Annotated in this window: 13 protein-coding genes; 5 read left to right on the top strand and 8 right to left on the bottom strand. The window is 72.5% G+C overall.

Annotation, left to right across the window (positions count from 1 at the left end; translation table 11 throughout):
* Positions 1-176: 176 nt before the first annotated feature.
* Positions 177-1,433, top strand: coding sequence for a lipase family protein (locus tag ACP4E5_RS10855; RefSeq protein ID WP_425827396.1), 1,257 nt, complete (start codon positions 177-179; stop codon positions 1,431-1,433).
* A gap of 50 nt (positions 1,434-1,483) precedes the next feature.
* On the opposite strand, the gene ACP4E5_RS10850 is transcribed toward ACP4E5_RS10855, so the two are convergent.
* The 5 genes from ACP4E5_RS10850 to ACP4E5_RS10830 all read right to left on the bottom strand — a co-directional run bounded on the left by ACP4E5_RS10850 (position 1,484) and on the right by ACP4E5_RS10830 (position 7,818).
* Positions 1,484-2,923 carry an amidase gene (locus ACP4E5_RS10850; protein WP_425827394.1) on the bottom strand — a complete coding sequence of 480 codons (1,440 nt, stop codon included), beginning with the start codon at positions 2,921-2,923 and terminating at the stop codon, positions 1,484-1,486.
* Positions 2,920-4,248, bottom strand: a complete 1,329-nt coding sequence (locus tag ACP4E5_RS10845) for a purine-cytosine permease family protein (RefSeq protein ID WP_425827392.1) — start codon at positions 4,246-4,248, stop codon at positions 2,920-2,922. The genes ACP4E5_RS10850 and ACP4E5_RS10845 overlap by 4 nt, the downstream gene beginning before the upstream one ends.
* Positions 4,249-4,379: 131 nt before the next feature.
* Entirely contained in the window at positions 4,380-5,285 is a 906-nt protein-coding gene (locus tag ACP4E5_RS10840; protein WP_425827391.1) for a polysaccharide deacetylase family protein, read from the bottom strand.
* A 17-nt stretch (positions 5,286-5,302) separates the two neighbouring features.
* Complete coding sequence (locus ACP4E5_RS10835; RefSeq protein ID WP_425827389.1) at positions 5,303-6,487, bottom strand: aspartate racemase/maleate isomerase family protein; 1,185 nt, start codon at positions 6,485-6,487, stop codon at positions 5,303-5,305.
* The gene (locus ACP4E5_RS10830) at positions 6,484-7,818 is read right to left on the bottom strand and encodes an MFS transporter (protein WP_425827387.1); all 1,335 of its coding nucleotides are present in this window, start codon (positions 7,816-7,818) and stop codon (positions 6,484-6,486) included. The genes ACP4E5_RS10835 and ACP4E5_RS10830 overlap by 4 nt, the downstream gene beginning before the upstream one ends.
* A gap of 161 nt (positions 7,819-7,979) precedes the next feature.
* Between ACP4E5_RS10830 and ACP4E5_RS10825 the strand changes: the two genes are divergently transcribed.
* From ACP4E5_RS10825 to ACP4E5_RS10810, 4 genes are all read left to right on the top strand, one after another.
* Entirely contained in the window at positions 7,980-8,678 is a 699-nt protein-coding gene (locus tag ACP4E5_RS10825; RefSeq protein WP_425827385.1) for a GntR family transcriptional regulator, read from the top strand.
* A gap of 70 nt (positions 8,679-8,748) precedes the next feature.
* The gene (locus ACP4E5_RS10820) at positions 8,749-9,153 is read left to right on the top strand and encodes a hypothetical protein (RefSeq protein ID WP_425827383.1); all 405 of its coding nucleotides are present in this window, start codon (positions 8,749-8,751) and stop codon (positions 9,151-9,153) included.
* Between the two features lie 38 nt (positions 9,154-9,191).
* Entirely contained in the window at positions 9,192-10,349 is a 1,158-nt protein-coding gene (locus ACP4E5_RS10815) for a sensor histidine kinase (protein WP_425827381.1), read from the top strand.
* Positions 10,346-10,963 carry a response regulator gene (locus tag ACP4E5_RS10810; RefSeq protein ID WP_425827379.1) on the top strand — a complete coding sequence of 206 codons (618 nt, stop codon included), beginning with the start codon at positions 10,346-10,348 and terminating at the stop codon, positions 10,961-10,963. The genes ACP4E5_RS10815 and ACP4E5_RS10810 overlap by 4 nt, the downstream gene beginning before the upstream one ends.
* Before the next feature lie 183 nt (positions 10,964-11,146).
* Here ACP4E5_RS10810 and ACP4E5_RS10805 read toward each other — a convergent pair whose 3' ends face one another.
* The 3 genes from ACP4E5_RS10805 to ACP4E5_RS10795 are packed head-to-tail and all read right to left on the bottom strand — an operon-like array spanning position 11,147 to position 16,994.
* A complete protein-coding gene (locus ACP4E5_RS10805; RefSeq protein ID WP_425827377.1) occupies positions 11,147-13,960 on the bottom strand; it encodes an NHLP bacteriocin export ABC transporter permease/ATPase subunit in 2,814 nt (937 codons plus the stop codon).
* Positions 13,961-13,968: 8 nt separating this feature from the next.
* The gene (locus tag ACP4E5_RS10800) at positions 13,969-16,200 is read right to left on the bottom strand and encodes an NHLP family bacteriocin export ABC transporter peptidase/permease/ATPase subunit (protein WP_425827375.1); all 2,232 of its coding nucleotides are present in this window, start codon (positions 16,198-16,200) and stop codon (positions 13,969-13,971) included.
* Complete coding sequence (locus tag ACP4E5_RS10795) at positions 16,197-16,994, bottom strand: DUF2118 domain-containing protein (RefSeq protein ID WP_425827373.1); 798 nt, start codon at positions 16,992-16,994, stop codon at positions 16,197-16,199. Before ACP4E5_RS10795 ends, ACP4E5_RS10800 begins: the two co-directional genes overlap by 4 nt.
* Between the last annotated feature and the right edge of the window lie 62 nt (positions 16,995-17,056).

The following is a 17,056-nucleotide window of genomic DNA, read 5'->3' as shown; positions in this document are numbered from 1 at the left end:
CGTACGCACACCGGGGTTTGCGCCTGTCAGCGCCCGGCCGTCGCCGGGCGGGCGCACCGCCCGTCGCCCGCCCCTCTCCCGCCCCACCCGCGGGCCGCGCTCATGGCCGATCGACGACGCCTTGACGCTGCCGTGCGCCGGTGGTGTGCTGCACAGCCCGCGCTACGGGAGGTCCCATGCGGCAGACGATCGTGCACGGACCCGCCTTCGCCGACCTGCGCCCCCTGAAGGAGGCCACGTTCGTCGAACCGGGCAGGACCACCTTTCCCGTCCACCCCGAACTGCCGCGCCTGCTCAGGGAGGACAAGGAACACCCTGATCCGGCGGGCGTGCTCCCACACACGATGGCGACCCTGTCCGCGTACGCGTACGCCGGTGTCGAGGAGGGAGGCGACGCGGAGACCGTCGCGATGATGGCGACACGGCTCGGTCTGGAACGCAACCGGTGCCGCGTCTTCGAACAGCGCGTCGACGCGCTGTACATCGCCTCCGCGGCCTACCTGATCCAGGACGAGGACCGCAGGACCGCGATCCTCTGCTACCGGGGCACGCAGCCCGAGGACATCATCAGCATCCTCACCGACGCCGACGTCCGCCCCGAGACCCTCGCCGTCGACCTGGACGGCACCGACTACGCGGTGCACGCGGGCTTCTACCGCAACATGCGCGCCACCCGCTATCTGATCCTCCAGGCCCTGGAGCGCGCGGTGCGCGGCGAGTCCATCGACCCGGACGAGCCGGGCACCCGCGGCCCCGGCCTCGAAGCGCTCTACATCACCGGGCACAGCCTGGGCGCGGCCATGGCGGCCCTGATGGCGGTCACCCTCGTCCACGAGCCCCGCTACGCCCACATCGCCCGCCGGCTGCGCGCCGTCTACACGTTCGGGCAGCCCATGATCGGCGGCCCCGACCTGGCGAAGGCCTGCGTGGACACCGTCGACAGCAACGGCACCCACCTGCTGCGCGACCGCCTCCTGCGCTACATCTACGACCGCGACGTGGTGCCCGCGCTGCCGCCGCGGCCCGTCGGCCCCTACGCCCCGTTCGGCCGCGAGTTCCACTTCCGCAGGCCGCGCAGCGCGGTCGACGCGATGTTCACGGCGGCGGCCGACGCCGCGGCCGAGGCGGCATCCTTCCCCGGCGACCTCCTCACCGGCGCGAACCCCTTACGGAGGCTGCGCCGCGTGGGCGCGATACCGGGCCGCGCCCGTGAGGAGGGCTGGGTCGAGCGGGTGGAACCCGCCCTGCCCTACCCCCAGATGGACAGCCTCGCGGGCCTGGCGGTCGTGGCCCCGCTCGCCTTCTTCGCGGCACGCCTCGCCCTGACACGGACGCTCCCGTTCAAGTACTCCTTCGATGATCACGGTCCGGCGCACTACGTCAACGCGCTTGCTCCGCAAGGGGTGTTGAGCGAGTACGGGGATGTGCGGTAGGCCCTTCCGGCAGGCTCCGGCGTCGACTCGTCGGCGTCAACTCGTCGTCGTCACACCGCCGTCGGCCACGCGTCCCGCCACGGTGCCGCCTCCTCGTAGGCCGCGCACACGTCCAGGAGTGCGCCGTCCGCGAGGTGTCGGCCGATCAGCTGCACGCCGACCGGGAGGCCGGCGCGTGTGCGGCCCGCCGGGAGCGAGGCGGCGGGCTGGCCGGTGAGGTTGGCGAGCGGGGTGAACGACGTCCAGTGGTCCGTGGTCACCATCCGGCCGTCGATCAGCTCGGGGCCCTGTACGCCGACGGGGAACGCGGCGACGGAGGTGGTCGGCGTGAGGATCAGGTCGTACGTCGCCATCAGCCGGGCCATCTGGTTGGCGACCGCCTTGCGCACCAGGTTGGCGTCGGTGAACTGCTCGGCCGTCCACGGGGTGCGCAGGAGCGCCGCCAGGTGCGGGGACATGGCGGGTCCGAGCCGGTCGGCCATGGCCCGCATGCCCGTCAGGTCGGTCTCCGCGGCGACGATCGCCCCGAACGCCGCGCTATAGTCGGGGAGTTGGAGGTCGATCCGGTCGACCTCGGCGCCCAGGTCCTTCTCGAAGACCCGCGCCGCCTCGTCCGTCACCCGGCGCACCTCGGGGTCGACGGCGACGCGGCCGAGGTCCGGGCTGTAGGCGATGCGCAGCGGTCCGGTCGGCCGGCGCACGGTCCAGTCCACGTCGGCGCACGGGATCGAGTGCCGGTCGCGAGGGTCGGGCCCGGTGAGCACGGAGAGCATCAGGGCGGCGTCGGCGACGGTGCGGGTCAGCGGGCCGATGTGCTCGACCGACTCCCAGCCGGAGACGCCCGGATGGCGTTCGTCGCGGCAGCCCGGATACACCGGCACCCGCCCCATCGACGCCTTGAACCCGAAGATCCCGCACAGCGCGGCCGGTACGCGCACGGAGCCGCCGCCGTCGCTGCCGAGCGCCACCGGGCCGAGCCCTGCCGCGACGGCCGCCGCCGAACCGGCACTGGAACCGCCCGGGGTCAGGGCGAGGTCCCACGGGTTGCGGGTCGGCGGGAACAGCGGGTTGTGGCCGGTCGCGCTGTAGCCGAACTCGGTGGCGTTGGTCTTGCCGAGGACGACGGCGCCCGCCGCGACGGACCGCTCCACCACGATGTCGTCCTCGTCCGGCACGAAGTCCGCGTACGCGTGCGAGCCCGACGTCGTCCGGATGCCCTTCGTGGAGATCAGGTCCTTGACGCCGAGCGGGACACCGGCGAGCGGACCCGTCTCACGGCCCGCCACGATGTCGTCCGCGATCCGCCGGGCGGCGGCGCGGGCCAGGTCAGGCGTGGGCGTGCAGAACGCGCCCAGCTCCCCGTCCACGGTCTCCATCCGGTCGAGCACCGCGTCCGTGACCTCGACCGGGGACAGCTCCCGCGAGCGGATCAGCGCCGCGGTCTCGGTGGCGGACAGGCGGCAGAGCTCGCCGGCGTCGGTGGGGTTCACGTAAGGCCCTTCTCTGGTGTTGCGGTGCGGACGGTGGTGGTGCCGGCCGCGTCGACGGCGGGTCCGGCCGAGGTGTGCCGCGGTGTCGTGCGCCGCTCGACCAGCACGTGGACGCCCGCCGCGACCACTATGCCGAACAGCGGATCGACGGAGCCGGGCAGGAGGTAGTGCGCGAGGCCCGCGACGAGCGCCCCGGCCGCCCACGCGCCGAGCGCGCCCCACCGGTAGTCGCGGGCGACGGGCGCCCGGCCCCTGCGGCGCAGGTACTGGTCCGCGATGAGCACGGCGCCGATCGGCGGCACGAACACGCCGAGCAGGTTCAGCCAGTCGACGAAGTGGCCCCACACGCCGCTCAGCGCGAACAGCAGCCCCACCAGGCCGAGTCCGAGGGCGAGCGGGCGCATCTTCGCGGGGGTGAGCGCGGACCAGCCGACGGCGCCGTTGTAGAGGCAGTGCGAGGCGACGGAGCCGAGGTTGACGAAGACGAACAGCACCGCGAGCGCCGTGAGCAGCGGCCCGTGCCCGGTGAGCAGCGGCAGGAAGCCCCCGCCGTCGGCCGCGGGGTCCGCGGACCCGCCGATCGCGACGACGACGCCGCCGAGCGCGTACGCGACGAAATTGGCGAACGGGAAGGCGAAGGCCGTGGCGACGACCGCGCTGCGTCCGCTCCTGGACCAGCGGGTGAAGTCGGCCGTCATGGTGCCCGAGTCGGCGAACCCGGCGATGACGATGGCGACGGCCCCGCCGAACCCGAGGGTGCCGCCCGTGCCTTGGTAGGTGAGCGCGTCGGAGGGGGAGGTGTGGCCCGTGCCGTAGCCGATGGCTACCGCCGCGAGGATCACGAACAGGGGTGTCGCGACGGCGCCGACGAGGGCGAGGGCGCGGATCCCGGCGACGGTGAGCAGCGTGTAGACCGCGCAGCCGAGGAGCGCGCCCCACATGGGCGTCCAGCCGAGCGTGTCCTGGAGGGTCGTCCCGGTGAGGCCGACCTGGAAGCTGAACCAGCCGATGACGACGGTCGCGAGCAGCCCGGCCGCGGCGATCCTGCCGCGGCGCCCGAAGGTGTCGGCGGCCTGGAGCGCGAAGTTCTCGCCGGTGCGGCCCGCGTAGTGGCTCAGCGCGCCGACGTAGCCGAACAGGACGAGGTTGCCGGCGAGGATCGCGAGGAGGCCCTCGACGAGGCCGAGGTTGTAGACGATCACGCCGCCGAAGACGGCGTTGCCGAGGTTCATCGGGAAGCCGAACCACACGGCGGCCACCGACGGGAGGCTCTTGCGGGCGGTGGGCGGGACTGGTGCGTGTTCGTACTCTTCAGCGCTGGCCATGTGCCGCTCCGTGAGGGTGAGGAGGACCGGTTGGTATACCGCAAACGCGAGTGAAGGTAGAAGCCGCTTGTTACGCGGGAGGGCGCCCCGCGTTTCCGCTGGAGCGCCCCCCGTTGCCACCGTGTAAAGGATCAGCGCATGTCGGCGGGGCGCTCGGTGCCGCCGAACGGGAAGCGGCGCCGGAAGGCGTCGGCCGCGTCCTCCAGGGTCACGAACGACACGCCCTCGTGCCCGGAGACGTACTCGATGAAGCGCTCCAGCATCAGCAGGACGTTGGGGCGGCCCGAGACGTCCGGGTGGAGCGTGATGGGCAGCACGGCGTAGTCCAACTCACGGTGCACCCAGTCGAATTGGTCGCGCCAGTCCTGCTCCAGGGCGCGCGGCGAGACGTATCCGTGGCTGTTGTGGGCGTGCTTGTTGAACATCATGGGCGGCAGGTCGTCCACGTACCAGTTGCCGCAGAACTCGACGAGGTCGACCTCGCTGCCGTGCACGAGCGGCTTCATCCAGTCCTTGGCGTCGCCCGTGTAGTCGATCTTCGTCCAGGAGTCGCCGACGCGGGCGTAGAACGGCGTGAAGTCCCGGTAGTTCTGCGAATGGTCGTAGGAAAAGCCGTACTTGTGGAGCAGGGCCGCCGTCGACTCCGACATCTCCCACCAGGGCGCTACGTAGCCCTTGGGGCCGCGGCCGGTGAACTCCTCGATCAGCTCGACCGACTTGGCGAGGACGTCCTCCTCCTGCTGCGGCGACATCTCGATCGGGTTCTCGTGCGAGTAGCCGTGCGCGCCGATCTCGTGGCCCGCCTCCACGACCATCCGGGTCTGCTCGGGGAACGTCTCGATGGAGTGGCCGGGGATGAACCACGAGGTGCGGATCCCGTACCGCTCGAAGAGCTTGAGCAGGCGCGGGGTGCCTATCTCGCCGGCGAAGACGCCGCGCTGGATGTCGTTGGGGGAGTCCTGGCCGCCGTAGCTGCCGAGCCAGCCGGCGACCGCGTCGACGTCGACGCCGAGGGCGATCTGGATGTCCTTGGGCATGGGTGAACTGCTCCTTGCTAGCCGGGGATTCGGGCGGTGAGTTCGGCGGTGGCCGCGGCGAGGGACTGCCGGTCGGTGTCCGTCCAGTCGCGCTCGCGCGTGCTGTGCACGGAGATCCAGCCGGTGAGCGCGCCGCCGCTCTGCACGGGCGACAACATCTGGGCGCGTACTCCGTACACGTCCTTCAGCGCCTCCGGCGGGTGCGGGGCGTCGCGGAAGTGCGGCTGCACCAGCGGGCGGCGCTCGGCCTCGAGCCACTCGACGGTGCCCAGGCGGCGCTGGTCGAGGGAGGCGTCGCGGCGGATGGAGCGGATGCCGGGGGCCAGCGCCTCGCCCGCGGTGAGGTCGACGTGCAGGCCGTGTCCGGGCAGGTCGACGCGGAACGTCGTGCGGTCGGCGCCGGTCGCCTTCAGCAGCTTCTCCAAGGTGCCCTGGACGTCGGCGCGCAGGCTGCCGTCGCGCAGGAGCTGCCCGTGCCCGGACCACGACGGGCGCGCCCCGGCCAGGTCGAGCGCCCGCCACAGCGTGGCGCTCACGCTGTCGAACACCGGTATGTCCAGGGCCCGTTCGGGCCGCTCCGCCTCGAAGGCGCCGTACACGTTCGTGCAGACGACGGCGACGGCCTGCGCGCCGTCGGTGGCCGCGGCCTCGATCTGGCGGGCCACGTCGGCGGGCGCGATCCGGGCGAAGGCCTCGTTGTCGTCCTCGCCGAAGGGCTCCGCGAGCACGCACTCCAGGCCCTCCTTCGCGTACGTCGACACGATCGCGTCGGCGACGTCCCGGGTGTACGGCAGCGCGAGGCCGAGCCTGTCCACCCCGTAGGCGGCGCAGGCGTCGAGCAGCGCGAGCGTCGACGTGGTCGCCGGGATACCGGTCTCCGCGGTGAGCGCGGCGGCCAGGGCGCGGTCTCGTTCGACGCCGAGCCAGGACCCCGACGTCCCGTTCCACACCAGGACGTCGACCTTGGCGTCGGCGAGCTGCCGGGCCGCCGCCAGCATCGGCTCGGGGGCGAACTGGGCGTCGCTGCCCGTGTCGAGCGCGATCCGGGTGACCGGCACGCGCGCGAAGTGCGCGGTGGCCAGCCCCGGCCCCGCGCCCTGGAGCAGCCCGTACGTCACGGGTTCCAGGCAGGTGTTGGAGGACGGCGTGAGCATCCCCACGCGCAGCGGACGGTGATCGCTCGGCCGTTGGTTCTCACTCATCGGACGACGAGCCTCCTCGAGTAGTCGATGACCAGGGACGCGGCGGTGAACAGCAGCGCCGCGCCGACGAAGTACAGCAGCGCCCACGTGTAGGAGCCGGTGCCACCGACGATGAAGCCGACGGCGATGGGCGTGACGATCCCGGCGATGTTGCCGGACAGGTTCATGGCGGCGCCGACCACCCCCGCGTTGGCGCGCCCGCCGAGCGTGGAGGGCAGCGCCCAGTACAGGCCCGCCCAGCGCAGGAAGAACAGCACGACGGAGAGCAGCGCGACGGCCGTCATCGCGTCCGGCACCAGGACGACACCGAGCAGCCCCGCTGTCACGGCCGCGCCCGCGATCCCCATCAGGGTGCGCAGCACGGTGTTGGCGGCGGTGCCGCGCGAGCGCCAGTGGTCGGCGAGCCAGCCGCCGATCAGCTCGCCGACGAACCCGGCGCCGAAGATGACCAGCGTCGACCAGCCGATGGAGTCGATGTCGAAGCCCTTGGTCTCGGACAGGTACAGCGGGCCCCAGGTGAGCAGCCCGTAGAAGACGCCGTTGAAGCCCATCCAGCCCAGGCACATGCCCCAGAACGAGCGGTACTTGACGTAGTCGAGCAGCTTCGCGGGCCGGTCCTCGCCCGGCGCGGCCGCGTCCTCCTCGGCGTGCGCCTCCTCGATGTACGCGGCCTCGGCCTCGTTCACGCCCGGGTGCTCGCGCGGGGTGTCGCGCAGATAGCGCAGGGCCAGGAAGCCGACGGCCACGGTCACCGCGCCGGCGACGACGAAGCTGATCCGCCAGCTGCCCGTCCAGGCGATGAGGCCCGAGATGGCGATGCCGCCGAGCGCGGAGCCGAGCGGAGCGCCGCCGTCCATGAGGACCGCGCCGCGCCCGCGCTCCTTCGCGGGCAGCCAGTGCGCGTTGAGCTTGCCGCCGGCCGGCATCACCGGGGCCTCGACGGCGCCGAGCGCGAGCCGGGCCGCGAGCAGCGAGCCGACGCCGGTGGCCGCCGCCGTCGCACCGGTCGCGAGGCCCCAGCCGACGCAGGCGCCGCCCGCCATCCGGCGCGGCCCGAACCGGTCGATCAGCCGGCCGCCGGGGATCTGCATCAGCGCGTACGTCCAGAAGAACGCGCTCAGCACGAAGCCGGTGACCTCCTTCGACAGGTGCAGGTCGCGGGTGATCAGAGGCAGCGCCACGGACACGGAGCCGCGGTCGACGTAGTTGAGCGTGACGATGCCGAGGAGGAGCAGGAAGACCCTCCAACGCGTACGGCTGGGCGGCGACTTGATGCTTCTCGCGTCCGGGGCGGAGTCGGTGACGACCCGCTGCGGATGGGCTGACTGCATGGCAAACCCTCTGTTGACTGGACCCGAAGGCCCCCGGTCCGGACAGGTGGGCACGCTTGTGACGTGCAGTGCACGAGCTATGGCATACCAAAGAATGCGGATGGGGCACCGCCTCGTCAAGGCGTTGGTATACCGTGAGCGGTAATTGACGGGGAGGAAACATGGCACAGGCGGGGGCCGGCGAGGCGGGCTGGCTGCGCGATCAGGTCTGCGAGGGCATCAGGGACCGGATCATCTCCGGCCAACTGAGGCCAGGCGACCGGCTGTTGGAGCGGGACGTCGCCGAGGAGTTCGGGGTGTCCCGGATCCCGGTCCGCGAGGCCATCAGAGTGCTGCTCAGCGAGGGCTTCCTCGAAGCGGTCTCCGCCCGCAAGATCGTCGTCAAGCAGCTCGCGTTCCAGGACGTGCTCGACCTCTTCGACCTGCGCGAGGCCCTGGAGGTGCTCGCCGTGCGGCGCGCCACCGAGCGCGCGCAGAAACCACAGATCGCCGCCCTGGGCCGGCTCCTCACCAGCGCCGAGCGGGCCACCCGCACCGGGAAGCCCGCCCGCATCTCCCGCGCCAACACCGACTTCCACCACCACATCGTGGAGATCGCGGGCAACACCCTCCTCGCCACGACGCTCCAGCCGCTGGAGGGCCGGATGCGGTGGCTGTTCCAGCAGGTCGACGATCCGCACGCGGTGTGGGCCGAACACCGCGCCCTGTACGAGGCCATCGAGACCGGCGACGCGGACCTCGCGGCCGACCGCGCGCTGCACCACGTACGGCACTACCGGGAGGTGGCGATCCGGGTGCTGTTCGGGGCGCAGGCCACGGACGGTCGGGAGGAGCACAGCGGGGCCGGCCGGAAACCCTGACAAATGTCATGGGCGGGACGTGGACCGGCTCACTGCCGCCCGGGGTGGCCGGGCGCCGACCATGAAGACCATGGACACCATCCAGGCACGCACCGCCCAGGCCCTCCGCCCCGTCAAGCGGCTGGTCGCCTCGTACCTCGCGCTCAGTGCCGCGACCCTCGTGGCCGTGGTCCTGCTGCGCCACCACGCATCGGTCGTCGACGACGCCGTGTGGACGCGCACCGTGATCGTCGTCGGGAGCGCGCTGCTCACCTACCGCTTCGCCGCCCGCGCCGCCCAGGGCTCGCGCGGCGCCTACCGCCGGCTGCGCGTCGTCACGGCCGTGATGACACTGGCCATCGCCGTCATCGTGGTGCTGCCCGGCGTCTTCCCCGTCTGGCTGCGCGTCGAGCAGAGCGCGTGCGGGCTGCTGCTGCTCGCCGTCGTCGTCGCGATCAACGGCCGCGTCATCCGTTCCCTGTTCCGCCCCGTATGACGGCGCCGCAGGTCGCGGCCGGTGTTAGCGTGCCCGCCATGGAGACGCGGGGCACGCCGACGCCGGGCCGCGATCCCTTGCGCTGGTCCGAGGGCTGGCGGCGGATGGGGCTCGCCGCCGGGATGCTCGCGTACCCCGCCGTCGCCGCGGTCGGCGTCGCCCAGTACAGCTCCGGCACCGGCCGGCTCGTCGGACTCGGGCTCGTGGCCGCGTTCTGCGTCTGCTACGTCCTGGCGACCATCGACGTGGAGCGCGCCGGTCAAGGGCTGCGCCGGACGCTGCCGTTCGCGGTCCTCACCGTCCTCTTCCTCGCCGCGCTGCCCTTCGCCCACGAGTACGCGTTCTTCCTGTGCACCGTGATCGTCTCCTTCGCCGCGCTGCGCTGGCGCCGGTACGCGGGCGTCCTGATCTGCGGCGGCGCGCTCGCCGCACTCGTCGTGCCGTGGGCGGTGCGGCCCTGGCACACCGGGCCCGCCTGGTCGGAGGCCGTCGCCCTCGTCTTCACCGCCCTGACGGTGTACGCGTTCGGGGAGATCGCCACGTCCCATCGCGCGCTCGTCGAGGCGCGCGCCGAGGTCACCCGGCTCGCCCAGCAGGGCGAACGCGACAGGATCGCCCGCGACCTGCACGACGTGCTCGGCCACTCGCTCACCGTCATCACCGTCAAGAGCGGCCTCGCCCGCAAGCTGGCCGCGGTCGGCTCGGAGCGGGCCGTCGACGAGATCACCGAGGTCGAGCAGCTGTCCCGGCAGGCACTCGCCGACGTACGGGCCGCCGTGTCCGGCTACCGCGAGGTCACGCTCGCCGGTGAACTCGCCCGCGGGCGCGAGCTCCTGCGGGCGTCCGCGATCACGGCGGAGCTGCCCACGACGACCGACGCCGTCGGCGCCGACCACCAGCAACTCTTCGGCTGGGCCGTGCGCGAGGGCCTCACCAACGTCGTCCGGCACGCCCGCGCGAGCCGCTGCACCGTCACCCTGACCGCGACGTCCGTCGAGATCCGCGACGACGGGCACGGCGGAACTGCCGCCGCGGGCAACGGCCTGACCGGCCTGCGCGAACGGGCCGCCGCCACGGGCGCCACGGTGACCGCGGGACCCGTACGACCGCGCGGCTGGAGCCTGCGCGTGACGGTCCCGCCCGGCCCGTCCGCCGGCAGCACGCCCCCCGACACCCCCAGAAGGAACGCCGCATGACGACCGGCCCGATCCGGCTGCTGCTCGCCGACGACCAGGACCTGATCCGCGGCGCCCTGTCCGCGCTGCTCGACCTGGAGGACGACTTCGAGGTCGTCGCCGCCGTCGACAGCGGCGACCAGGTCCTCGCAGCGGCGCGCGCCCACCGGCCCGATGTCGCCCTGCTCGACATCGAGATGCCGGGCAAGGACGGGATCACGGCGGCGGCCGAGCTGCGGGACGGGCTGCCCGAGTGCCGCGTCGTCATCCTCACGACCTTCGGACGCGCCGGCTATCTGCGCCGCGCGATGGCCGCGGGGGCGGTCGGCTTCGTGGTCAAGGACGCGCCGCCGGAGGCGCTCGCCGACGCCGTCCGCCGCGTGATGCGCGGCGACCGCGTCGTCGACCCGGACCTCGCCGCGGCCACCCTGGCGGCGGGCGACTCCCCGCTCACCGCCCGGGAGCGCGACGTCCTGGAGGCGGCGCGGGCCGGAGGCTCGGTCGCGGACATCGCGGGGGCCCTGCACCTCTCGGAGGGCACCGTGCGGAACTACCTCTCCTCGGTCATCGCGAAGACCGGCACCCGCAACCGCATGGAGGCCCTCCGCACGGCCGACGAGCGCGGCTGGCTGTAACACCGGCCGCCGGCACTACGCCATCTGCCGCCGTACCAGCTCGTGCAGCCGCTCGGCCGGCATCACGATGACCCGGTCCGCGTCCATCACGGTCGACAGCCGGTGCGCGATGACGACCGGCGACGCCCGGAGGGCCTCCGCACAGCCGACGACCGCGGCTGGCTGTGACGCCGGCCGTCGGCGCTACGCCATCTGTCGCCGCACCAGTTCGTGCAGCCGTCCGCCCGTGTCCGCCAACAGTTCCGCGGGTGAGCCTTGTTGGACGACCCGTCCGGCCGACATCACGATGACCCGGTCCGCGTCCATCACCGTCGACAGCCGGTGCGCGATGACGACCCGTGACGCCCGGAGGGCCTTCGTGCTGTCGATGACGATGCGCTGGGTCTCGTTGTCGAGCGCGCTCGTCGCCTCGTCGAAGAAGAGGATGCGCGGGCGGCGGATCAGGGCCTGCGCGATCATCAGGCGCTGGCGCTGGCCGCCGGAGACCGCGCCGCCGCCCGAGATCATCGTGTGCAGGCCCATCGGCATCCGCTTGATGTCCTCGGCGAGGCCCGCCATCTCGGCCGCCGCCATCGCCTCCTCCTGCGTGAACGACTCGGCGCCGCAGATGCAGTCGAGGATCGACCCGCTCAGCGGCTGGGCGTTCTGCAGGACGACGCCGCACTGGCGCCGCACGGCCGCCTGGTCGAGTGCCGAGAGGTCCTGGCCGTCGTACAGGACGCTGCCGGAGGCCGGTGCGTCGAAGCCGATCAGCAGGCGAAGCAGCGTGGACTTGCCGCAGCCGCTCTCGCCGACCACCGCCACGAACTCGCCCGGCCGGACGGACACGTTGACGTCGTCGAGGACCAGCGGGCCGTCGTCCGAGTAGCGGAAGGAGACGCCGCGAGCCTCCAGCGCGCCGGTCAGCTCGCCCGGCTGCGTCGCCGCCTGGCGGACCTCGGGCTTCTCGTCGAGCACCGGCTTGATCTGCTCGAACATGGGCAGGACCGCCGCCGCCGAGATCAGCGCGCCGGTCAGCTGCGTGACGGAGGTCAGGAGCATCGTCACCGACGTGTTGAAGGTGAGGAAGGACGCTGCCGACATGCTGCCGCGGGCCGGCCCCGCGAGCAGCATGAACATCACGAGCGAACAGAGCGGGAGGTAGACCGAGTTGAGGACCGTCGTCGCGTTCTTGATGCGGCCCGCCCTGCGCTGAAGCTCCCGCGTGCGCGCGAACTCCTTGGCCCACGCCGCGTACGCGAAGCTCTCCGCGCCGGCGACCCGCAGCTTCGGCAGCCCGCGCAGGGTCTGGAACGCCTGGTTGTTGAGCTTGTTGCCGAGCTTCACCAGGCGCCGCTGCCAGCGCAGTTCGAGCAGGCCGAGGGTGAGGAAGACGGCCGCGACGAGGACCAGCATGCCGAGCGCCGCCATCGCCAGCGGGACGCTGTAGAGGAGGAGCATGACGAGGTTCATCGCGCCGACCGTCGTCGACTGGACGACGACCGGGCCGACGCCGGACAGCAGGCGCCGGATCGAGCTGATGCCCATCGCCGCGCTCGCCAGCTCGCCCGTCGAACGGGACGCGAAGAAGCGGGTCGGCAGCCTCAACAGCCGGTCCCAGACGGCCGGTTGGAGGACGCTCTCCACTCTGCCCTCGATGCGCAGCACCGTGAGGTTCTGCAACAGCATGAACGCCGCCGTCACGACACTGGTGACCACGACCGCCGCCGACACCTGCGCGATGAGGCTGGTCTGCGCGTTGGGGACATAGGTGCCGAGGACCTGGCCCGTCGCGACGGGGACGAGCGCGCCGAGGACGACCGTGACCAGGCCCGCGAGGAGCAGCCTGCGGATGTCCGTCGTCATCGACTGCATGCTGAAGCGCATGAGCCGCAGCGGAGTGAGATCCCCGTCGGGGAGCGGGCGGTAGAGCATGATCGCCCGCTCTTCGAAGTCGCCCGCGTTGTCCTCGTCGACGCGCGTACGCCGGTCGCCTGCCGGGTTCACCGTCTCGTAGCCGCCGCGCCGCCACAGCAGCGCGACCGGCGCCCCGGACGAGGCCCGGTAGCCGACCAGCGGGCCCGCGTCGCGGCGCCACCAGTCGCCCGCGAGCCGGACCGGGCGGGTGCGAAGACGGGAGGCCGTGGCGAGTTGCTCGACCGGGTCGAGGCGGTCGCTGACCGCGCCCACGTGATCGGGGTCGACGAGCCGGATGCCCGCCGCGTCCGCGACGACCTTGCAGGCCGCGTACGTGGCGTCGGCGCCCGTGTCGGCGGAGCCCCGGCGCCCGCGCTTGGTGCCCATGGAGGCCAGCAGCGTGCGGTCGGCCTGCTCGCGGACGGCCTCGCCCGCCCGGATACCGGCAGCGGCGCGGTCCTCGTGGGCGCTCTCCAGGCGCTCGATCCAGCGGTCGAGCGTGGAGAGCAGGCGCCACTGCTGGTTGACCATGCGCTGCCACAGGCCGGTGTCGATCAGCAGATCGGCCGCCGCGTCCGCCGCGTAGGCGGACCCGTACTGCACGCTGCCGGGGGCGAGTTGGGGCCACAGCACGTCGTCGTCGCCGACGAGGGAGTCCTCCTGCGCGTCCACGGTGCGCCCGTCCAGCGGCGCCTCGAACAGGATCCGCTGCCCGCGGCCGACGCCGAGCGCGAAGGCCTCCTCAAGGAGGCTCCACCCGTACGAACCGTCGGGGGCCGGCGGTGCGTACGGCAGCTCGCGCAGCGGGATGCGACGCACCGTGCAGCCGTCCAACGGCCGTCCCACGAGCGTGTGTTGAGTGCCCTCGACCGGACCGAGCAGCAGCGTGCCCGGCTCCAGGCGGCCCAGGAAGTGCCAGTGCCCCTGGCTGTGCGCGTCGACCGCGAACAGGTCGAGCGCGCCGCCCGCGACGAGCCACAGCACGTGCGGGCCCTCCAGCGGAAGGCTGCGCAGATCCGTGCAGTCGACCGGCGCGCCGAGCCCGCCGAACGCGGCGACGACCTGGTCCCCGGTGGTGAACTCCGGTTGTGTGTACGTCACGTCGGCTCTCAGTGCTCCTTGACCAGCTCTGCGTACGGCCCGCCGGCCCGCACCAGATGCTCGTGGCGGCCACGCTCGACGACCTGCCCGTGGTCCAGGACCACGATCTCGTCGCTGTCCCGCACGGTGCTGAGGCGGTGCGCGATGACGACGCAGGCGCAGCCGCGCCGCCGGATGTTGTCCATGACCGTCTGCTCGGTCTCCGCGTCGAGCGCGCTGGTGACCTCGTCGAGCACGAGGATCGACGGGCGGCGCACCAGCGCACGCGCGATCTCCAGGCGCTGGCGCTGCCCGCCGGAGAAGTTCCGGCCGTCCTGCTCGACCCGGCCGCGCACGCCGCCGGGACGGCGCGCCACCACGTCGTACAGGCACGCGTCGCGCAGCGCCTCCTCCACGGCCTCGTCGGAGATCGACGGGTCCCACAGCGCGACGTTGTCGCGGACCGTGCCCTCGAACAGGAACACGTCCTGGTCGACGAAGGAGACGGAGGCCGCGAGGGCGCCGCGCGGGATGTCGTCCAGGCGCCGGTCGTCGATGCGGATGACGCCCTCCCACGGCGCGTACAGGCCGGAGATCAGGCGGGAGACCGTGGACTTGCCGCTGCCGGAACCGCCCACCAGGGCGACCTGCTGGCCGGGCCCCACCGTCAGCGAGAAGCCGGACAGGAGCGGCTTGTCGAGCGGGCTGTAGCCGAACGTGATGCCGTCCAGCTCGATGTGGCCGCGCAGCCGGCGCGTGCTCTGCACCTGCTCCGGGCGCGCGTACAACTGGTCGACGGGGAAGTTCTCGACGTCCTTGAGGCGTGCCACGTCGGCGGCGAAGTCCTGGATGCGGCCCGCGACACCGTTCAGCCGGGTGAGCGGCGCGGTGAAGCGGGTCACGAGCGCCTGAAAGGCGACAAGGAGACCCACCGACAAATGGCCCTCGACCGCGCGCATGCCGCCGATCCACAGGATCAGCGCGCTGTTCAGCGTCGCGAGGGTCGGCGCGACGATGCCGAGCCACGCGCTCGGCACCCCGAGCTTCTGCTGCTCCTCAAGCGTCGTCGCGTGCTGGCCCGCCCACCGCCGGAAGTAGCCGTTCTCGCCGCCGGTCGCCTTCATCGTCTCGATGAGCTGGAGGCCCGTGTACGAGGTGTTCGTGAGCCGCGCCGTGTCCGCCCGCAGCTTCTGCGTGCCCGTCGCCCGCAGCCGCACGACCACCCGCATCGCCACCACGTTGAGCAGCGCGATCCCCACGCCGACCGCCGTGAGCTGCGGATCGTAGGAGTACAGCAGCGCCGCGTACAGCAGCACCACGATCCCGTCGACGCCCGCCGCCGTCAGGTCGCGGGCCAGGGTCTCGGCGACCGCGTCGTTCGACTGGAGGCGCTGCACCAGGTCGGCCGGGCTGCGCTGCGAGAAGAACGTGACGGGCAGCCGCAGCAGATGTCCGAAGAAGCGGGCGCTGCTCAGCGTCGAGGAGATGATGCGGCCGCGCAGCAGATTCGTCTGCTGCAACCACGTGAGCACGGCGGTCAGCGCCACCATCGCGCCCATCGACGTGAACAGCGCGCCGAGCAGCGAGGTCTGGTCGCCGATGAGGAACAGGTCGATGTACGTCTTGCTGAGCGCGGGCACCGCCGCGCCCACGCCGACGAGCAGCAGGCTCGCGAGCAGCGCCACGAGCATCGTGCCGGTGGTGCCGCGAAGCCGTGCGGGCATCGCCGTCATGATGCCCGGCTTGCGCCCGCCCGTACGGAAGTCGTCGCCCGGCTCCAGGACGAGGACGACACCCGTGAAGCTGGTGTCGAAGTCCTCCATCGGCACGAAGCGGCGGCCCTTGTCGGGGTCGTTGATGTGCACGCCGCGCCGCCCGAAGCGGCGCCCCATGCCGTCGTAGACGACGTAGTGGTTGAACTCCCAGAACAGGATCGCCGGGCCCTGCACCTCGGCGAGCGCGGCCGGCTCCATCTGCATGCCCTTGGCGGTCATGCCGTAACTGCGGGCCGCCTTGAGCAGGTTCGAGGCGCGCGAGCCGTCCCGCGAGACGCCGCACGCGATGCGCAGCTCCTCCAGCGGGATGTGCCGGCCGTGGTACGCGAGGATCATCGCGAGCGCCGCGGCGCCGCACTCGACGGCCTCCATCTGGAGGACCGTGGGCGTGCGCACCTTCCTGCGGCGCTTGGCCGGCGGGGGAGCGGGGCGCGCGCGGCGGCGGTCCGGGCGGTGTCCTGCGGGCGGGAGGGAGGTCGTGGTCACGGCTTCAGCCAATCGATCGGGCGCTGATCGGCGAGGTGTACGGAGCCGGAGGCGAGGGTCATGGAGGTGAGCGGATAGGGCGGCCCGCCGTCCGACGACCAGGCGTATCCGGACTTGGTGTCGGCCTTGGTGAGCTTGACGAGGACCGGGACCCGGGCCCCGCCCTTCGTGAAGCCGCCCGCCAGCGAGCTGTCCCCGATGAAGTCGGTGACCTGCCGCTTCGTCTGGGCGGCGCGGCCGACGGCCTGCACCTTCCCGCGCAGCACGCCGTACTGCTGCGCCTGCGGCACGTTCAGGTCGACGTCGGCGCCCGCGTCCACGTTCCCCGCGCTGGTGGCGGGCACGTACAGCATCGCGAGCAGCGGATCGTGGACCGAACCGGTCTTCTCGACCGTCGCCACGTCGGAGCCGGTCGTGACGACCGAGCCGATCCGTGCGACGAGCGCCGTGACCCGGCCCGCGTCGATGGCCCGAACGGCCCGGTTGCCTCGCGAGGTCTGCACCTTGAGGATCGGCGCGCCCGCGCGCACCCGCTGGCCCTCCTTCACGTACAGGCCGGTGACCTGCCCGGTGACGGGGGTCTGGAGGACGTAGCTGCCCTGTGCGTACGTGAGGATGCCGTCCGCCTTGAGCGTCGAGGTCACCGAACCGGTGACGGCCCAGACGCAGGCGGCGACCATCACGACGACGGTGACGGCGAGTACGAGCAGTCCCTGCGGTCGCGCGAGGCGCACCGGCAGATCGAGCTCCTCCGGCGACTGCAGCTTTGAGAGGGCCTGTTGGCGGAACTGCACGGAGTCTTTCCCTTACGTAGCTTCCTTGCCGGGCAGGACCGAAAGGCTTCGGTGCCCGGACG

It is taken from the genome of Streptomyces fractus, assembly GCF_049844455.1.
GTDB lineage: Bacteria > Actinomycetota > Actinomycetes > Streptomycetales > Streptomycetaceae > Streptomyces > Streptomyces fractus.
This window is presented reverse-complemented; position numbering and strand designations above follow the sequence as displayed.